This window comes from Ponticaulis profundi (assembly GCF_042659465.1).
Lineage (GTDB): Bacteria > Pseudomonadota > Alphaproteobacteria > Caulobacterales > Hyphomonadaceae > Ponticaulis > Ponticaulis profundi.
In genome coordinates this window covers 639186-654231 of record NZ_JBHSSW010000066.1, presented here as the reverse complement: position 1 = coordinate 654231, position 15046 = coordinate 639186, and the positions used below count along the sequence as shown (strand labels likewise).

The following is a 15046-nucleotide window of genomic DNA, read 5'->3' as shown; positions in this document are numbered from 1 at the left end:
TTATGAAGAGATTTGAATCGAGGAGTTTAGTAAGGGGTGTAAGCCTTTTAGCTTTAAGTGTGTCGGCTTTTTCTCTTGCGCAAACTGCTTCTGCGCAAGAGGTGGACGCCGAAGAATCTGCGCGACGGATGGATAGCGTTGTTGTGACGACACGTCGTCAGGAAGAGAATCTTCAGGATGTTCCGATCTCCATCACCGCGCTCGGTGATGATGATCTGCTCGAGAAGTCCATTGGCGACTTTGATGATGTGGCAGCCTATACGCCAGGACTCTCTTTTCGGGACTTCGTGACGGGCTTTAACGGCGTTGCGACAATGCGCGGCCTCTCGCAGGCAAACGTGCAGGATGCTGTCGGTAACGTGGGTACGTTTGTAGACGGTATCTACCTTCAGCGCGGTTATATGGTGAACTTCTCGCTCGCAGATATCGAGCGTATTGAAGTTGTTAAAGGCCCTCAGTCTGCTCTTTATGGTCAGAACACCTTCTCTGGTGCGATCAATCTGGTCACAAAAAAGCCGACAGATGAGTGGCGTTTGAACGGATCGGCGACGATTGGTGACTATGGGCGCAAGGAGGTTCAGATTGGTGTTGGCGGTCCGATTATCGAAGACGTTCTGGGCGTTCGTGCATTCGTCGCAAACTCCGCTTATGGCGGTACCATAGAGAACAACTATCCCGGCATTGATGGCGACGATTTTGATCGATTTGGCGGTTATGACCGGACGGCCTACTCGGGTAATGTCGAATTCACACCAACCGACTATCTGACTTTCACGGCATCGTATCAGAAGCTTGAGCGAAGCGAAGAGCAGCGTGCGTATTATCGCGCTTCTGGTTCATCTCCGGAATGGGCGCTGAATGCGGGAGAGCCGAACGCATACGGGACTGGAAACTGGTACGAAGGCACGCTGCCAACGAATCCGAACGAATTGCTGTCGGGTGCAAACCCGGATCGCCCGTCTGGTTTGTTCTCGGTTCCTCAGCCTGAGATGATTTCGGACTCCGAAATCATTCGTCTTGGTGCAGAATGGGACATCAATGATGCGTTCTCTCTGAGCTATACCTATGGTGATGCCTCAGGTGAGGCGCAGGAGAACTTCACCTTCCCGCAAAACAGCTACAATCCGCTTGAGGGTGGCAATATCGCTCAGCAGAAAGAGGGCGGCGTCCTCGACTTCAGCAGCCACGAGCTTCGTCTCGTGTACGATGAAGGCGGGCGTTTCAATGGTGAAGTCGGGTATTATCGCTCTGAAGCTTCCGACGAATTCCTGTTCGGCTTGCGCTTTATTGCGCCGGGTACGCCGCTATTCCTTCTCTCTGATGACCCTATGTCGTCGGATGGTCTCTCGCTACCGTTCAACATTCGTGCAAACGAATATGAAACCGAGGCGATCTTTGCCCGTGCTGATATCGCCTTCCTCGATGGTCGCGCAAATCTGAGCCTTGAGGGTCGTTACACGATTACTGATGTGAAGGTTCGCGATATTCTGGCGCGTGACCGTGCAGAAGATGCAGGTCTTGATCCGGATGTCGAGGCACCTGACCTGTCAGATCAGTGGAAGGATTTCACCCCGCGCGTCAGCCTTAGCTACAATCTGACACCGGATAACATGCTGTATGGTTCCTTCGCCAAAGGTGTGAAGTCAGGTGGCTTTAACGGCTATGTCACAGGAACTGTGCCGCTTGAAGAAGATGAGCAGACCTATCCGCCAGAATCGAACTGGACGTATGAAGTCGGTATCAAGAACCAGCTGCTCAACAACCGTCTAACGCTGAATGCGGCGGTGTTCTACACGGAGTGGATCGATCAACAGATCTCCGTCGTTCCGGTGAACTACGAGGATGTGATTGGCGATTCAACGGCTGTTCCAGGTATCTGGGATTCCGTTGGCGACGCGACGGCCATCGGTATCGAGCTTGAATCTAGCTATATGCCAACGGACTATCTGAGCGTTTACGGCAATCTGTCTTACACGAAGACAGAATATGGCGAAGGTTCAAGTAACCCGGCTTATGGTGATGTGGCAGGCGAGGAAATTCCAGGCACACCTCCGCTGTCTATCTCGGTTGGTGCGCAATACCAGCGACCTGTCTATCAGGATTATGAAGGCTTTGCCGGCATTGACGTGAACTATGACAGTAAAATGTGGCTCGATCCACTGAACACAATCGACATTGAGGCTCGCACGCTGGTGAATGCTCGTCTCGGCGTTGAGAAGGGGCCTTACAAAGCCTTTGTTTTCGTGAAGAACCTCACCGACGAATACTACATTGATGGTGCGTTCCTGGTGCCTTCAAACTATTCGATTTCACCGTCCTTCGGTGAAGGTCGAACAGTTGGTTTGACGGTCGCGTACGACTTTTAAAAATGGAAGGCAGGCGAAGCGCTCTGTTTCGCCTGCTTTTTCGTCCCAATGAGATGACGTGTTGTGCCGCACTGGCCCGACAAGCTGAATGAAGAGGAAACCAGTATGAAAAAGTTTATGACGGCAGTTGCTATGTCCGCAATTATTGGCATGGGAGGCGCCGCAATGGCAGGTGAAAGCCCGAAAACGGAATCTGCCAGCTATGAAGACATCAAAGACATTATCTGGGGCAAAGAGCTCTCAATTTACGAAGGTCGTGGCAATGGCGACCTCTCGGCCTATCTTGCGAATACGGCTGAGAATTACGCAGCCTGGCCTCCTTACAGCGCGACACCAAATGATCGTTCCGCACTCGAAGCGGGTGCCAAGAATATGGAAGGGCGGGATCAGGAAGAGCTCGCTATGGAGTTTGTTGACCTGATCGTGAATGGCTCTACGGCAATTATCTACTATCAGACACATATGACTCGCGCAGGCGATGGCACGCCGGTCGACTATCGTTATGAGGTCACACACACCTGGGTGCTTGAGGACGGCGAGTGGATGGTTTTCGGTGGCATGGCGCGTGAACTACCTGAGCGCTAAAGCGTCGTAAAATATACGATAGACCAAAGACATACGGCTTGCTCGAACGCGGTTTCGGGCAGGCCGTTTTGTTGTGCGAAATGTATTTAAGAGGACATGTTCGTCAGCCGAATATCACCATAAAACCAATAGGGACATGGCATATCAGCGCTCATGTTTTTCCTGAAAACGATGGCATTTTCAGGAGGCGCCAATGCAGCTGGATGAAGCAAGAGGTCTTAAAGAAAAGGTTGCGCTTGTAACCGGAGCTTCAGGCGGAATTGGCGGCGAAACAGCCAAGCGTCTGGCCGCACGTGGCGTTGCTGTCGCAGTGCATTACCATAGCAATGCGAAGGCAGCAGAGGCGCTCGTTTCCGAGATAAAGGACGCCGGCGGAAATGCGATAATCGTTGGAGGTGATGCAGGTCGTGAAGATGATGCCAAACGCATTGTGCAAGAGACGGTAGATGCCTTTGGCGGTCTGAATATTCTTGTGAACAATGCCGGCATTTCAACGCCGATCGATTTCGGCGCAATGGTCGATGAAAATGTTGACCGCGAACTTTCTGCAAATGTGAAGAGTGTCATCTATGTCACTCAAGCTGCCGCGCCATTTCTCGAAAATGGTGGTCGTGTCGTCAATGTCAGCTCAAACCTGGCATACCAGCCGATACCTGGCATGACGCTTTATTGCGCTGCCAAGGCGGCAGTATCCTGCCTTACGCATGGATTTGCCAAAGAGCTCGGTTCCAAAGGTATCAGCGTCAACGCTGTCGCGCCGGGCGCTACCAAAACGCAAATGACGGCCTGGATTCCGAATGAAATGATCCAAGGCATCGCAGATGGCACGCCGCTGGGCCGTGTCGCAATGCCGGATGATATCGCGGACATCATCGTTTTTCTGGCATCGCCAGAATCGCGCTGGGTGAATGGACGTACCGTTCTCGCAGATGGCGGCCTTCTCTAATTTACTACTATATATCAAAAGGATAGCATACCGTGACAGATCCGAAAGCGCCGAAAGCCATATGGCCGGATATTCCAGAACCTCTTATGCCCTATTCGCCAGCGGTCAAAGCTGCCGATTGGATTTTCGTGTCGGGCCAGCTCGCCAGCGATTTCAAAACAGGTATTGCGCCTGACGCCATACCGTCGAACCCAAATCTGGAAAATGAGCAGGCGCTCCAGTCAAAATTCGTGATGGAAACGCTCAAGCGTACGCTCGAGGCTGGTGGTGCCGACATTTCCAAGGATGTTGCACGCATCTGGCAATGGCTGCCTTGGGAGACGCCAACCTATGAAGACTTCAAATCGGGCAATAGCTGGCCTGACGGGTTAAGCATCACGCCATATCTCGACACGCGAAACGAGTATATTTTCGATCCGCGCCCGGCCTCGACCGCGGTCAGTATCCGGGCGCTTCCGGTCCGTAATGCGCATATCGAGATTGATATGATCGCAATTACCGACGGCAGCAAACCGGAAGGTTTTTCGCCAGGACCTGAAGTTCCTATGCCGTTGGCTGGATACTCGCCGGCGCTTCGTCGTGGCGACTGGGTATTCCTGGCAGGCGATGTGCCGACGGACTGGGTCGGAGATTATGGCGAGGCCCGGCATATGGGGCCGGAAAGTGCGCTTGCCAAAGAAGCGCGTGTGAACCCGCATGTCTGGTATGGTTCAGAAATCGAGCAGCAGACTGATTACGTGCTCTGGAAGCTCGATAAAATCGCTGCGTCAGCCGGTGCTTCCCTGAAGCGTGCTGTTAAAGCTGAGGTTTATATCGGTCATCCAAGCGACTATCAGGGTATGGACGCTGTCTGGAAGAAGTGGTTTCCGGAAAATCCGCCGGCGCGCGTTGTTATTCCGTATATGGGGCTCGGAACCCGAGGAAGCCGCATCGAGATTGCGCTGACGCTACTTACGGATGACTCCAAGCTCGAGATTGAAACAATTGAGACGTCCGAGGCACCGGAGCCGTTTAGCCACGAACCTCAAGCTGTCAAAGTCGGAAACTTCCTGTTCTTGAGTCAGCAAATGGCGTGTGATTCAAAAGGTGTTCTGGCACCTGGCATGGTACGTCACGAAAACTTCCCATGGTACGGACAGCCCGGCCAGAATCAAATGCGCTACATGATGAAGAATGTTGCGGCAATTTGTGAGGCTGGCGGTACCAGCGTGGAGAATATCGTGCGCCGTGCGTGTTTCCACAGTGAAGGTGATATCTTTGCGGATTCCATCGAAGAGTGGTCGAAATACTTCACGGGAGTTAAGCCGGCATCAACAACGATGAAAATTGGCGGCCCGCTGGTCGTGGAAGGCGCCAACACCTTGCTTGATCTGATTGCATATGTGCCAGATTGATCTTTGACTGCATAAGTATAGGCGGCGACGTTTGAGTTTAATAGCAATTATGCTATGGCTTGCGTCGCCCTTATCAAGAAAATAATTGCACTTACTAAGTATAATGCAATTTTGGCGTGTAGATTACTTCGTGTTTTAGACGCGATTTCGAATTGCTAAATAGATATAAGAAAGGGACGAGGCATGGCGACTGAAACTGCAGCAAACGAAATTCCTGAGCCGGTTGCGCCGGCTCCATTCAGTCTGAGTCAGCGCGGACGCGCAGGCATGGAAATTCTTGGATCGATGCAAAAATGCTCTTCCGGGCCCATCCGTTCATACGCTTCCGAGAAGTTCTTCGCCAATCCGGTTGCGGCAAAATTGAATGAAGAGCACGTCGCTGATAAAAAGCCGGCGAAAGAAGATCTTCGTCGTCGCCTGGCTAAAGCCAAAGCGATTTGCGAGAATGACAGCATTTACCGACTGGAGCGCTTTGTTCAGCGCTACGTTGCGGAAGAAAACTATAATCGCGGCATCCCGGCAATCGAAGAACGCCGGTCCATGTTCGAGGCGTTTGTGAATTCTGAGGCAACACCAGCCGAAGGCTCGACTCTTGATCTGGAGCTGGATGCTGAAGAGCCGAAATACTGGTCGGCGACCGAGTGGCACCTCGAGCCGGGTGGTTGGGAAGGCTATGACCTCTATGCCGCCGTTTTTGCTTTTGCAATTGGTCCAAAAGTGTTTGCGCATGGTGGATATGCTGCGGTGGGCGTCGGTGACAACATCCGTCAACAGCGCGTCGATGTTGCGCGTCAGCTGCCGAAAGATAGCTATGAGCGTGTTTACGAGCCTGGGTGTGGTGGTTTCGGCACGCTCAATGCTGTTCACACTGTATTCCCGGACGCGGAACTGCACGGGTCTGACCTGTCTCCATCTCTGTTGAAGGGTGGCTTCAAAATGGCTGGTGCCATGAATGTGCCAGTTCACCTCAGCCGACGGGATTCAACCCAAACCGGCGAAGCTGATGACAGCTATGACGGCGTGATCACTTATGCGCTGCATCACGAAATGCCACCGAAAGTGAACCGGGCAATTTTCGAGGAAATGTTCCGCATCCTCAAGCCGGGTGGTGACATCGTGATTTCCGATCCGCCGCCATTTCGAGCTGTGAACATGTTCCACGCTGTGCTGCTGGACTGGGATACGGATCACCGAGAAGAACCATTCTTCACAGCAACGGGAGAAACCGTTCTGGAAGATGTTCTAGAAGAGGTCGGCTTCGAAGCTGCTGAAGCATATTCGATAGGAGAACAGGGCAGCTATCCTTGGGTGACGCGTGCGCGCAAGCCTCTGGATTCCAAGCCTGCTCACGTCGCAGCTTAGCGTCTCACAAAGTAAGATTGCACAAAAAGCGGGCCGAATTTCGGCCCGCTTTCGTTTGTGGCAGGCATTCACGAGCGAGCCGAAACCGTCAAGCAACTGAGTATTCACCACGCGATATTCTGCTACACGGACATGGTATTCCCTCCGAAGAGCCTCATCATTTCGGTCAGGAAATCAGCCAGGGAGATGAGGCGATGGATAGAAACTATCTCGACGAGAAAAGCGTAACAGACCTTGGCCGCATCATGATGGCGCTCATGTCTGAAGTCTGGATTCTCAAAGATCGCACAATGCTATTGGAGCACGCCCTGGAGGCGCGAGGCGGTTTGGCAAAAGACGAGCTGGAGAATATGCAAATTCCGGAAGAGCTCGCGGCCAAGATTGACGCAGAGCGCGACAAGTTCGCGACGCTGGTGCTCAGTGCGCCGATTGCCGGCGAGAAGCGGTCGGTCAAGGACATTCTCGAGCGTGCCGGTATCAAAGACAGCCCTGTTTACGAAACCGCAGAGTAATCGCATCTGCCGGTGCTGATGAGCGCCGGTCGGACTATCAGCGCGGACGGATGGGATGTGAGAGCGTTATCTGCATCGGCTGCCGCCATCGGGGGAGTACGGTATGACAACAACAGTATCATCTGACGAAACGACAGAAAGCACATACGGGCGGCTTTCTTTCTGGACAGCGTTCGGTTGGGGGATGGGGACGCTCGGCGTTGCAGCCATGTATAATGCAGTGAATGTGCTTTTGCTGCGGTATCTGGTCGATTTCGTTGGCATTGGTGCAGCGGTCGCTGGTTCGCTGATGGCGTTTTCGAAACTCTATGACGCCTTTACGGATCCGATCATCGGGACCATTAGTGACCGCAGCAAAAGCAAGATGGGCCGTCGGCGTCCGTTCATTCTTTATGGCTGCGTTCTGCTCGCCATTTCTGCGATTTGCCTGTTCAATATTCCCACAGGACTGAACCCGACAACGGCAACGGTTCTCGCTGGTATTGCATTGATCGTCTACGCAACGGCTTACGGCTTGTTCGGTGTGCCCTATATGGCGATGCCGGCCGAAATGACCAATGACCACAATGAACGCAGTCGATTGATCTCATACCGCGTTCTGGCCGTCGCACTTGCCAGCTTGATTGCGACGTTCGTCGGACCGGTCGTGTTGCAAATGTATTCGAACAGCAGCACCGGATATTCGATCTTCAGCGGCATGCTGGCAGCGCTGGCTGTCGGTGGTGGTCTTGCCTGCTTCTTTGCGACCAAGAATGCGCCTTTCCACTATCAGGATACGCAGCTGTCTCTGAACTTTGTTGGCATGATCAAAGCGGCCTGGAAGAACAAGCCGTTCATGATCCTTGTGTCAGTGAAACTGATATCCCTGATGGCAATGGCTGTGACACAAGCCGTGATGCCATTTCTTTTTGGTCAGGTGCTTGCGCTAGACTCCGCTCAGCTCGGTTATTACTTCCTGGTGTTCTACGTAGGCATGATCATCTCACAGCCGGTCTGGCTGATGATCGCCAAGCGCATTGGCAAGCGATATCTTTTCATCACAACCACGCTCGTATCGTCTCTGGTGGCTGTGACCTGGGCATTTGCTCAGTCGGGCGATCCTTATGCATACGTTCTGGCGCGCGCGGCGGCAGCGGGCATTATTGGTGGTGGCGGCCTGATGGTTGGTCAGTCACTTTTGCCGGACGTAATGGCTTATGACTACAAGCTGACTGGGATACGCCGTGAAGGTGTTCTGTCTGCGGTCTACACACTGGTCGAGAAATTTGCCTACGCGATCGGTACGAGCCTCACAGGCATCGTTCTGGGACTGACGGGGTATATCCGAGGAACCGGTGCAGGTGGCGCTGTGCAACAGCCTGAGAGCGTTGTGAATGCGCTCTATACGCTGATTGCGATTGTGCCTCTGTCGATCTCGTTGGTGTGTGCCTGCCTGATTTATTTCATGCGGATACCGGGACAGAAATAGCTCGACTAAACTTTATACGAAGCAACTTGGCAGCCCTCTGGAATACTTCAGAGGGCTGTCTGCTATTCACCGTCAGGCACTTGCGATGGATGTCCAGGCATGTTGCATGATGAGCGCCAAATAAACGCACGAATTTGCTTTTGCGTTTGGTGGATCGATCGGCGAAAGAGAATCTGAACGATATATCAGGAGGAAATCTGGTGCCGCGAGAGAGAATTGAACTCTCGGCCTCACCCTTACCAAGGGTGCGCTCTACCACTGAGCTACCGCGGCATTGAAATCGCAGAGCGCGCTCGTTACCTCAAAGCAATTGAATTGAAAACCCCAAAGAACAAAGAGCCCTGAAGAATGTCAGAAAAAGAGGGTAAAAATCCACAGAAAGCCGGTTCCGAAAGTCGTGAGGATCGCCTCAAGTCTGCATTGCGTGCGAACCTGAGGCGTCGGAAAGCGGCATCGCGTCGCCAAACCGCGAAAAAGGATGAAGGTGGTGACACGTAATCGCCCGGTTTTGCTTTCGGTTTGCCGAAATAATGCCTTTCCCTTGCGTCGATTCAGTGCCAAGCGTGGCTCATGGACAGTTTAATTATACGTGGCAGCAAACCGCTCAATGGAACGATCCCGATCTCGGGGGCAAAGAACTCAGCGCTGAAGCTAATGGCGGCTGCGCTTTTGACGGATGAACCGGTTGAGCTGCTGAATATGCCCAACCTTGCTGATTCCCGTTTTATGTCGCGGCTGCTTTCGACACTCGGTGTGGATGTCTACTGGCCGCAAAACCATTCGGTTTGTCGATTGAACGCGGCAAGCATTACCTCGACAATTGCGCCATATGACCTTGTTCGCAAAATGCGTGCGACCTTCAATGTCCTTGGACCACTTCTGGCACGTATTGGTCATGCGACGGTGTCGTTGCCCGGTGGATGCGCAATTGGCGCGCGGCCGGTAAATTTTCACCTGGATGCCTTCGAGAAGATGGGCGCTGATATCGTCATAGAACAGGGTTATGTCAAAGCCGCTGCGATCCGCGGGTTGAAAGGCGCTGACATTGAGCTGCCATTTCCGTCGGTAGGTGCGACCGAGCATACCATGCTGGCAGCGACCCTGGCAAAAGGGACGACACGCATCAAGAATGCGGCGCGTGAGCCTGAGATTGTCGATATTGCGGCCATGCTGACAGGTATGGGGGCGAAAATTGAAGGCGCTGGCACTTCGACAATTACGATTGAGGGCGTGGAGCGATTAAGCGGTATCAGTCATCAGGTTATGGCAGACCGTATTGAGGCTGGTACTTACGCCATTGCTGTTGCTGCAACCGGTGGAGATGTTTTTCTGGAGCGCGCGCCAGCGCATGAGATGACGGCATTGATCGAGCATCTGCGCGCAGCGGGCGTGACGGTTGAAGAAGTCGAGGGCGGTATTCGTGTTTCTCGCAATGGCAAGCGTCTGAAGGCGGTCGACGTCGATGTTCAGCCACACCCTGGCTTTGCTACAGATCTTCAGGCCCAGTTTATGGCGCTCATGACAACGGCAGACGGTGTCAGCCATTTTACGGAAAATATCTTTGAGAACCGGTTCATGCACGCGCCTGAACTCAATCGTCTGGGTGCCCACATTGATGTGCAGGGCAACAAGGCTGTTGTGACGGGTGTAGGGCAGCTCAAGGGCGCTCCGGTTATGGCGACTGATCTTCGGGCATCGGTGAGCCTGGTGATCGCGGGCCTGGTCGCGCAGGGCGAAACTCAGGTAAATCGCATCTATCATCTGGATCGGGGCTTTGAAAATCTCGAAGCGAAGCTAAATGCGTGTGGTGCGGATGTTGTTCGTGAGAGCGAGACGGCAGAAGCAGTCTAGAAACGCGTATTGGCAATGCGATTGGAGGCGTAAAAGTGAGCGAAACGATGGGACTTCGGCTTCTGGCTGTGGATCAGGAAGATCTGAGTGTCATATCGGCCGCCGTTCAGGATGGTGTTTGTAAACCAATCGATCTGGTTTTCGAAGCGAAACGTCACCGATTTCATCTCGAGTTCAATCGCTTTCGTTGGGAAATGAAGCGTGATGTCTCTTCGAAGGGGGAGCGCGTACGCTCCGTGCTGTCATTTGATAGCGTCTCCAGTGTCAAATCCCGCGGACTGCCACCAAAACATGAAGACCTCGTGCTTTCACTTTTATCGGTTGAATGGATTGCGGATGATGAGCCACCGGGCGGCAAAATCCGTCTCATGTTTGCTGGGGATGGGGAGTTGCTAATTTCGGCGGAATGTCTGGATGCGACATTGCTGGATATCAGCCAGCCATGGCCGACCCGCAACAGACCGGAACACAAGGACTAGTTTCGTGGCACGTTGGTTTACGACAAGCTCACAGGATTTCAGCGCAGACTTCTCAGCTTTTCTCAAAGAGCCGCGCGGCGATGCTGCTGATACGGCTTCGGCTGTTCGGGCGATCATTGATGATGTCCGTGAGACGGGCGGGCAGGCGGTCGCGAGCTATACGCAAAAGTTTGATCGTTTCGAGATCGACGCGATTTCCCTGAAAAACGATAGCATGTCGCTGGAAAGGCTGGCGAAAGACTGTCCAGAAGATGTGCGACGCGCGGTCGACTTCGCGCATGACCGTATTGAGGCGTATCATGCGGCTCAAAACCCTCCTGACCATTCCTTTGAGGATGGGCATGGCATGACTTTGGGGTGGCGTTGGACGCCGTTATCATCCGTTGGCGTGTATGTGCCTGGTGGGCGAGCAAATTACCCAAGTTCTGTCCTGATGAATATGGTTCCTGCGAAGGTCGCGGGTGTTGAGCGCATCGTTATGGTTGCGCCGACACCTGACGGTGTGATGAGCCCTGCCGTGGCTTACGCTGCATTGAAAGCGGGCGTACAGGAATTCTATCCGATTGGTGGCGCGCAGGCAGTCGCTGCGCTGGCTTATGGTGCTGGGGACCTTGCGCCGGTGGACAAGATTGTGGGGCCTGGCAATGCCTATGTAGCGGAAGCCAAACGTCAGGTTTTTGGTACGGTCGGCATAGATACCATCGCAGGTCCATCGGAAGTCTGCATCATTGCAGACGGCAGCGTAGAGGCGAGCTGGATTGCTGCAGATTTGTTATCTCAGGCAGAGCACGACCCTTCAGCACAATCGATTTTGATTTCTCTAGATGAGGGATACGCGAAAGAGGTTGAGGCGGAAGTGAAAAGCCAGTTGGCCGTGCTTGGAACGGAAGAAACTGCGCGACAGTCATGGAACAAGCATGGCGCCATTATCATTGCCTCTTCCATGTCAGAAGCTTGTGACATCTCGAACCGTATCGCGCCTGAACACCTCGAACTCGCTGTGGCAGAGCCGAAAACGCACCTTACAAAGGTGAAGCATGCGGGGGCTGTTTTTCTAGGGGCATGGGCCCCTGAAGCGCTTGGTGATTATGTAACGGGCTCGAACCACGTATTGCCAACCTCGGGCGCAGCGCGTTTTTCATCCGGTCTTGGGCTTTTCGATTTCATGAAACGCATGTCGGTTCAGTCTGCGACGCCGGGTGGTTTTCGTCATCTTGCTGAAGCTGCAATGGCATTAGCAGAGGCAGAACACTTGCCTGCACACAAGCGCAGTGTTTCCATCCGGTTCGAAAAGGGAACAGATGTGTGAGTGATTCGGAACGGATTCTTTCCGTCGATATCGACAATCAGACTCTCAGTGCTTCAGGACCTGATGCTGAGCACGAGCGCCGAGTCGCGATTTTTGATCTTCTCGAACACAATACCTTTTCGCTTGGTGCTGAGTTTGACGGCCCATATAAGCTGGAACTATCTCGTCAGGATAACCGCCTGATCATGGTGATCAGTGACGAGAAGGACGAGCATCTCCATACTTTTATTCTGTCGCTGGCGCCTTTCCGGCGGATCGTCAAAGACTATTTCATGATCTGCGATAGCTATTACGACGCCATCCGTAATTCGACGCCGCACCAGATCGAAGCCATTGATATGGCTCGGCGCGGTATTCACAATGAAGGATCGGAACTCCTGGCGACTCGCCTGGAAGGTAAAATCGAGACGGATTTCGATACCGCGCGTCGGCTCTTCACACTGATCTGTGCGTTACTTTCGAAGGGGCAGTAGCTGCTGGGCTGGTAATTTTCGAAAAAACAGCCAAATAGACCGCTAGATTCAAAGAAAATGGTCGGTAAGTGGTATTGGTGGGTGACGGAGACGTCAAAAAGGCACTATATCCCACGACTTGAAACATAGTTTGCCTACGAGGAGTGCATGGCAAAAGAAGAAATGCTTGAATTCAACGGGACCATTGTGGAATTGCTTCCCAATGCAACGTTCCGTGTGAAACTGGAAAATGATCACGAAATTGTTGCCCATACGGCTGGTAAAATGCGCAAGAACCGCATTCGCGTGCTAACTGGTGACAAAGTGCTCGTCGAAATGACCCCTTATGATCTGACAAAGGGGCGGATCACCTACCGCTTTAAATAGTGGCTGGGCTTGTCGATCGTCCCAGGCTGATCCTGGCAAGCGCGTCGCCGCGTCGCCGCGACCTGCTGGGGCAGATGGGTATCGTTCCTGATGAAATATATCCGGCGGATCTAGATGAGACGCCGCGTATGAGTGAGCTGCCACGTCCCTATGCTTTGAGGCTGGCGTTTGAGAAAGCGCAGGCTATTTTCCCGAAATATCCGGATGCTGTTGTGCTTGCCGCCGACACGGTTGTTGCTTGTGGTCGCCGGATTTTACCAAAGACCGAGACACGCGAAGAGGCGCAAGATTGCCTCGAGCTGCTTTCCGGCCGTGCACACCGCGTGATGACGGCTATTGCTGTGCTTTCAGCGAAGCGGGACGCACAAGTGCGCGTTGTAACCACACGAGTTAAACTCAAGCGCCTGACGGACCAGGAAATTCATCAATATCTCGAGAGCGGTGAATGGCATGGTAAGGCGGGGGGGTATGGCATCCAGGGAGCTGCCGGTTCACTGGTCGCTTCGCTCTCTGGCTCCTACACCGGTGTCGTGGGGTTGCCGGTTTTTGAGACACGTAACCTCCTGCAGGCTGCAGGGTATTCCGTGCCGCTCTGTTCTGAATGTTAGAGCTGATCAAAGAGACGACGCCCGTAGAGACGCGTTTTCTTGCTTTAGATGATCAGGAGCGGCCCGTTTCCCTTCATATTTTTCGCCCGCCGTCGATCGACGCTCGGGTGAAGTGGGGTGAAGTGCATCCGTGCATTTTGACACGGATCGACTATGCTCAGAGCGCAGCCTTTGTTGCATTTGCATCTGAAGAAACGGGTTACTTCAATCTTCAGAAAGGCAGGAAACCGCCTCCTGAAGGTGCCAAATTAAATGTCGAAATCGTATCGGAGTCTTGGGCGGAAAAATCAGCGCGAGTAAAACCCTCTGAACACCCAGTCTCTCTCCTGACTCAGAACGATGACTTTGAAACGTGGTGCAGCAGCTTGGGACAAGCCGACGTCCGCTTATCGGAACGACCGTTTGCTGAGCAATGCGCAATTATTGATTCTGCCCTTGAAGAAGTGCTGTCAGAAACGATTACTGTTCGCGGGGGAGGGGCGATCCACCTCGAGCAGACGAGGGCTTTTTTGTCGGTTGATGTCGATAGCAATGGTCGTGACCTGAAAAAGGCGGGTGGTTCGATCAACGCTGATGCGTTGGATGAGCTGGCCAGACAGATCGTGCTTCGACGATCGGGTGGGCTGATTGTGGTAGATCTGGTGGGAGCGCCCAAAGGTCAAAAGGCTGATGCTTTGCGGGCCAGGTTTCAATCAGCTTTACAATCTTCTGTTCGCTCGGGGAATGAAGTGCTTCCGATTTCGCGGCTCGGGCTGCTTGAAGTGTCTTTGCGTCGGCGATACCGCCCGCTATCTGATCTGTTTTGCGCAGAGCGGCAGCAGGACACAGTCCGCGAACGGCTGATAACCTGCTTTGTCGATTTGACGCGCCGTGCGCATTTGTGCCGCACGGATGTCTTCGAAATCGGGCTCGGTGGATTGCTATACGAGACGTTCCGAGCGCTCGACATAGATGTTATCTCTACCCTGTCAGAAAACTACGGTTCCCGCTTTTCCGTAGAAAAGCGTAGTGAGCTAAATGCTGAAACTTATAAGATAATTACGAAATGATCTCAAAATCACTTTGCCCGATCTGCGAAAAGAAGAAGTCTGATCCGGCCTATAAGCCCTTTTGCTCGAAACGCTGCGCCGACGTGGATCTGTCGCGATGGCTTTCGGATGGATACGCGATTCCAGGCCAGTCTGCTGATGCGGCTGAGGAGGTTCCAGACAAGGATCGCGAATAAAATCGCAGGATTTGATTTTTGTGACATGCTTGTCATTAAGGCCTGATAACCGCAAAAATTGCAGAAATGACCGGTCCGAAGGTGACGATTCGGGCTCTCACA

At 53.1% G+C, this 15046-nt stretch carries 16 protein-coding genes and 1 tRNA gene; 16 read left to right on the top strand and 1 reads right to left on the bottom strand.

From position 1 onward, the window contains the following. Positions 1-128: 128 nt before the first annotated feature. From ACFQDM_RS19020 to ACFQDM_RS18990, 7 genes are all read left to right on the top strand, one after another. Positions 129-2366 carry a TonB-dependent receptor gene (locus ACFQDM_RS19020; RefSeq protein ID WP_377382222.1) on the top strand — a complete coding sequence of 746 codons (2238 nt, stop codon included), beginning with the start codon at positions 129-131 and terminating at the stop codon, positions 2364-2366. Positions 2367-2471: 105 nt separating this feature from the next. Beyond that, on the top strand, positions 2472-2951 hold the full coding sequence (locus tag ACFQDM_RS19015; protein ID WP_377382220.1) for a nuclear transport factor 2 family protein: 480 nt from the start codon (positions 2472-2474) through the stop codon (positions 2949-2951). A gap of 193 nt (positions 2952-3144) precedes the next feature. Then, the gene (locus ACFQDM_RS19010) at positions 3145-3897 is read left to right on the top strand and encodes an SDR family NAD(P)-dependent oxidoreductase (protein ID WP_377382217.1); all 753 of its coding nucleotides are present in this window, start codon (positions 3145-3147) and stop codon (positions 3895-3897) included. Between the two features lie 32 nt (positions 3898-3929). After that, the gene (locus ACFQDM_RS19005; RefSeq protein ID WP_377382214.1) at positions 3930-5291 is read left to right on the top strand and encodes a RidA family protein; all 1362 of its coding nucleotides are present in this window, start codon (positions 3930-3932) and stop codon (positions 5289-5291) included. A 183-nt stretch (positions 5292-5474) separates the two neighbouring features. Further along, on the top strand, positions 5475-6653 hold the full coding sequence (locus ACFQDM_RS19000) for a class I SAM-dependent methyltransferase (protein WP_377382211.1): 1179 nt from the start codon (positions 5475-5477) through the stop codon (positions 6651-6653). Positions 6654-6847: 194 nt separating this feature from the next. Continuing rightward, complete coding sequence (locus ACFQDM_RS18995) at positions 6848-7165, top strand: hypothetical protein (protein WP_377382208.1); 318 nt, start codon at positions 6848-6850, stop codon at positions 7163-7165. A 103-nt stretch (positions 7166-7268) separates the two neighbouring features. Continuing rightward, positions 7269-8633 (top strand): MFS transporter, encoded by a 1365-nt coding sequence (locus tag ACFQDM_RS18990; RefSeq protein ID WP_377382206.1) that lies wholly within the window; start codon positions 7269-7271, stop codon positions 8631-8633. 198 nt (positions 8634-8831) lie between these two features. Here the strand turns inward: ACFQDM_RS18990 and ACFQDM_RS18985 are convergent. After that, positions 8832-8906 (bottom strand) — tRNA-Thr (locus tag ACFQDM_RS18985). A 75-nt stretch (positions 8907-8981) separates the two neighbouring features. On the opposite strand from ACFQDM_RS18985, the gene ACFQDM_RS18980 reads away from it, so the two are divergent. The 9 genes from ACFQDM_RS18980 (at position 8982) to ACFQDM_RS18940 (ending at position 14944) form a co-directional block, all read left to right on the top strand. Next, entirely contained in the window at positions 8982-9131 is a 150-nt protein-coding gene (locus ACFQDM_RS18980; RefSeq protein WP_377382204.1) for a hypothetical protein, read from the top strand. 72 nt (positions 9132-9203) lie between these two features. Next, positions 9204-10484: a UDP-N-acetylglucosamine 1-carboxyvinyltransferase gene (gene murA / locus ACFQDM_RS18975; RefSeq protein ID WP_377382201.1), complete on the top strand. Its 1281-nt coding sequence runs from the start codon at positions 9204-9206 to the stop codon at positions 10482-10484. Positions 10485-10519: 35 nt separating this feature from the next. Next, positions 10520-10963, top strand: coding sequence for a DUF2948 family protein (locus tag ACFQDM_RS18970; protein WP_377382199.1), 444 nt, complete (start codon positions 10520-10522; stop codon positions 10961-10963). A gap of 4 nt (positions 10964-10967) precedes the next feature. After that, complete coding sequence (gene hisD / locus ACFQDM_RS18965) at positions 10968-12272, top strand: histidinol dehydrogenase (protein ID WP_377382197.1); 1305 nt, start codon at positions 10968-10970, stop codon at positions 12270-12272. Then, complete coding sequence (locus ACFQDM_RS18960; protein ID WP_377382195.1) at positions 12269-12745, top strand: UPF0262 family protein; 477 nt, start codon at positions 12269-12271, stop codon at positions 12743-12745. The genes hisD and ACFQDM_RS18960 overlap by 4 nt, the downstream gene beginning before the upstream one ends. Positions 12746-12892: 147 nt before the next feature. Further along, positions 12893-13111 (top strand): translation initiation factor IF-1, encoded by a 219-nt coding sequence (gene infA, locus ACFQDM_RS18955; protein ID WP_377382192.1) that lies wholly within the window; start codon positions 12893-12895, stop codon positions 13109-13111. After that, positions 13111-13719, top strand: a complete 609-nt coding sequence (locus tag ACFQDM_RS18950) for a Maf family protein (protein ID WP_377382189.1) — start codon at positions 13111-13113, stop codon at positions 13717-13719. The genes infA and ACFQDM_RS18950 overlap by 1 nt, the downstream gene beginning before the upstream one ends. Next, positions 13713-14768, top strand: coding sequence for a ribonuclease E/G (locus tag ACFQDM_RS18945; RefSeq protein ID WP_377382186.1), 1056 nt, complete (start codon positions 13713-13715; stop codon positions 14766-14768). The genes ACFQDM_RS18950 and ACFQDM_RS18945 overlap by 7 nt, the downstream gene beginning before the upstream one ends. After that, the gene (locus ACFQDM_RS18940) at positions 14765-14944 is read left to right on the top strand and encodes a DNA gyrase inhibitor YacG (protein ID WP_377382184.1); all 180 of its coding nucleotides are present in this window, start codon (positions 14765-14767) and stop codon (positions 14942-14944) included. The genes ACFQDM_RS18945 and ACFQDM_RS18940 overlap by 4 nt, the downstream gene beginning before the upstream one ends. The last annotated feature ends 102 nt before the right edge of the window (positions 14945-15046 follow it).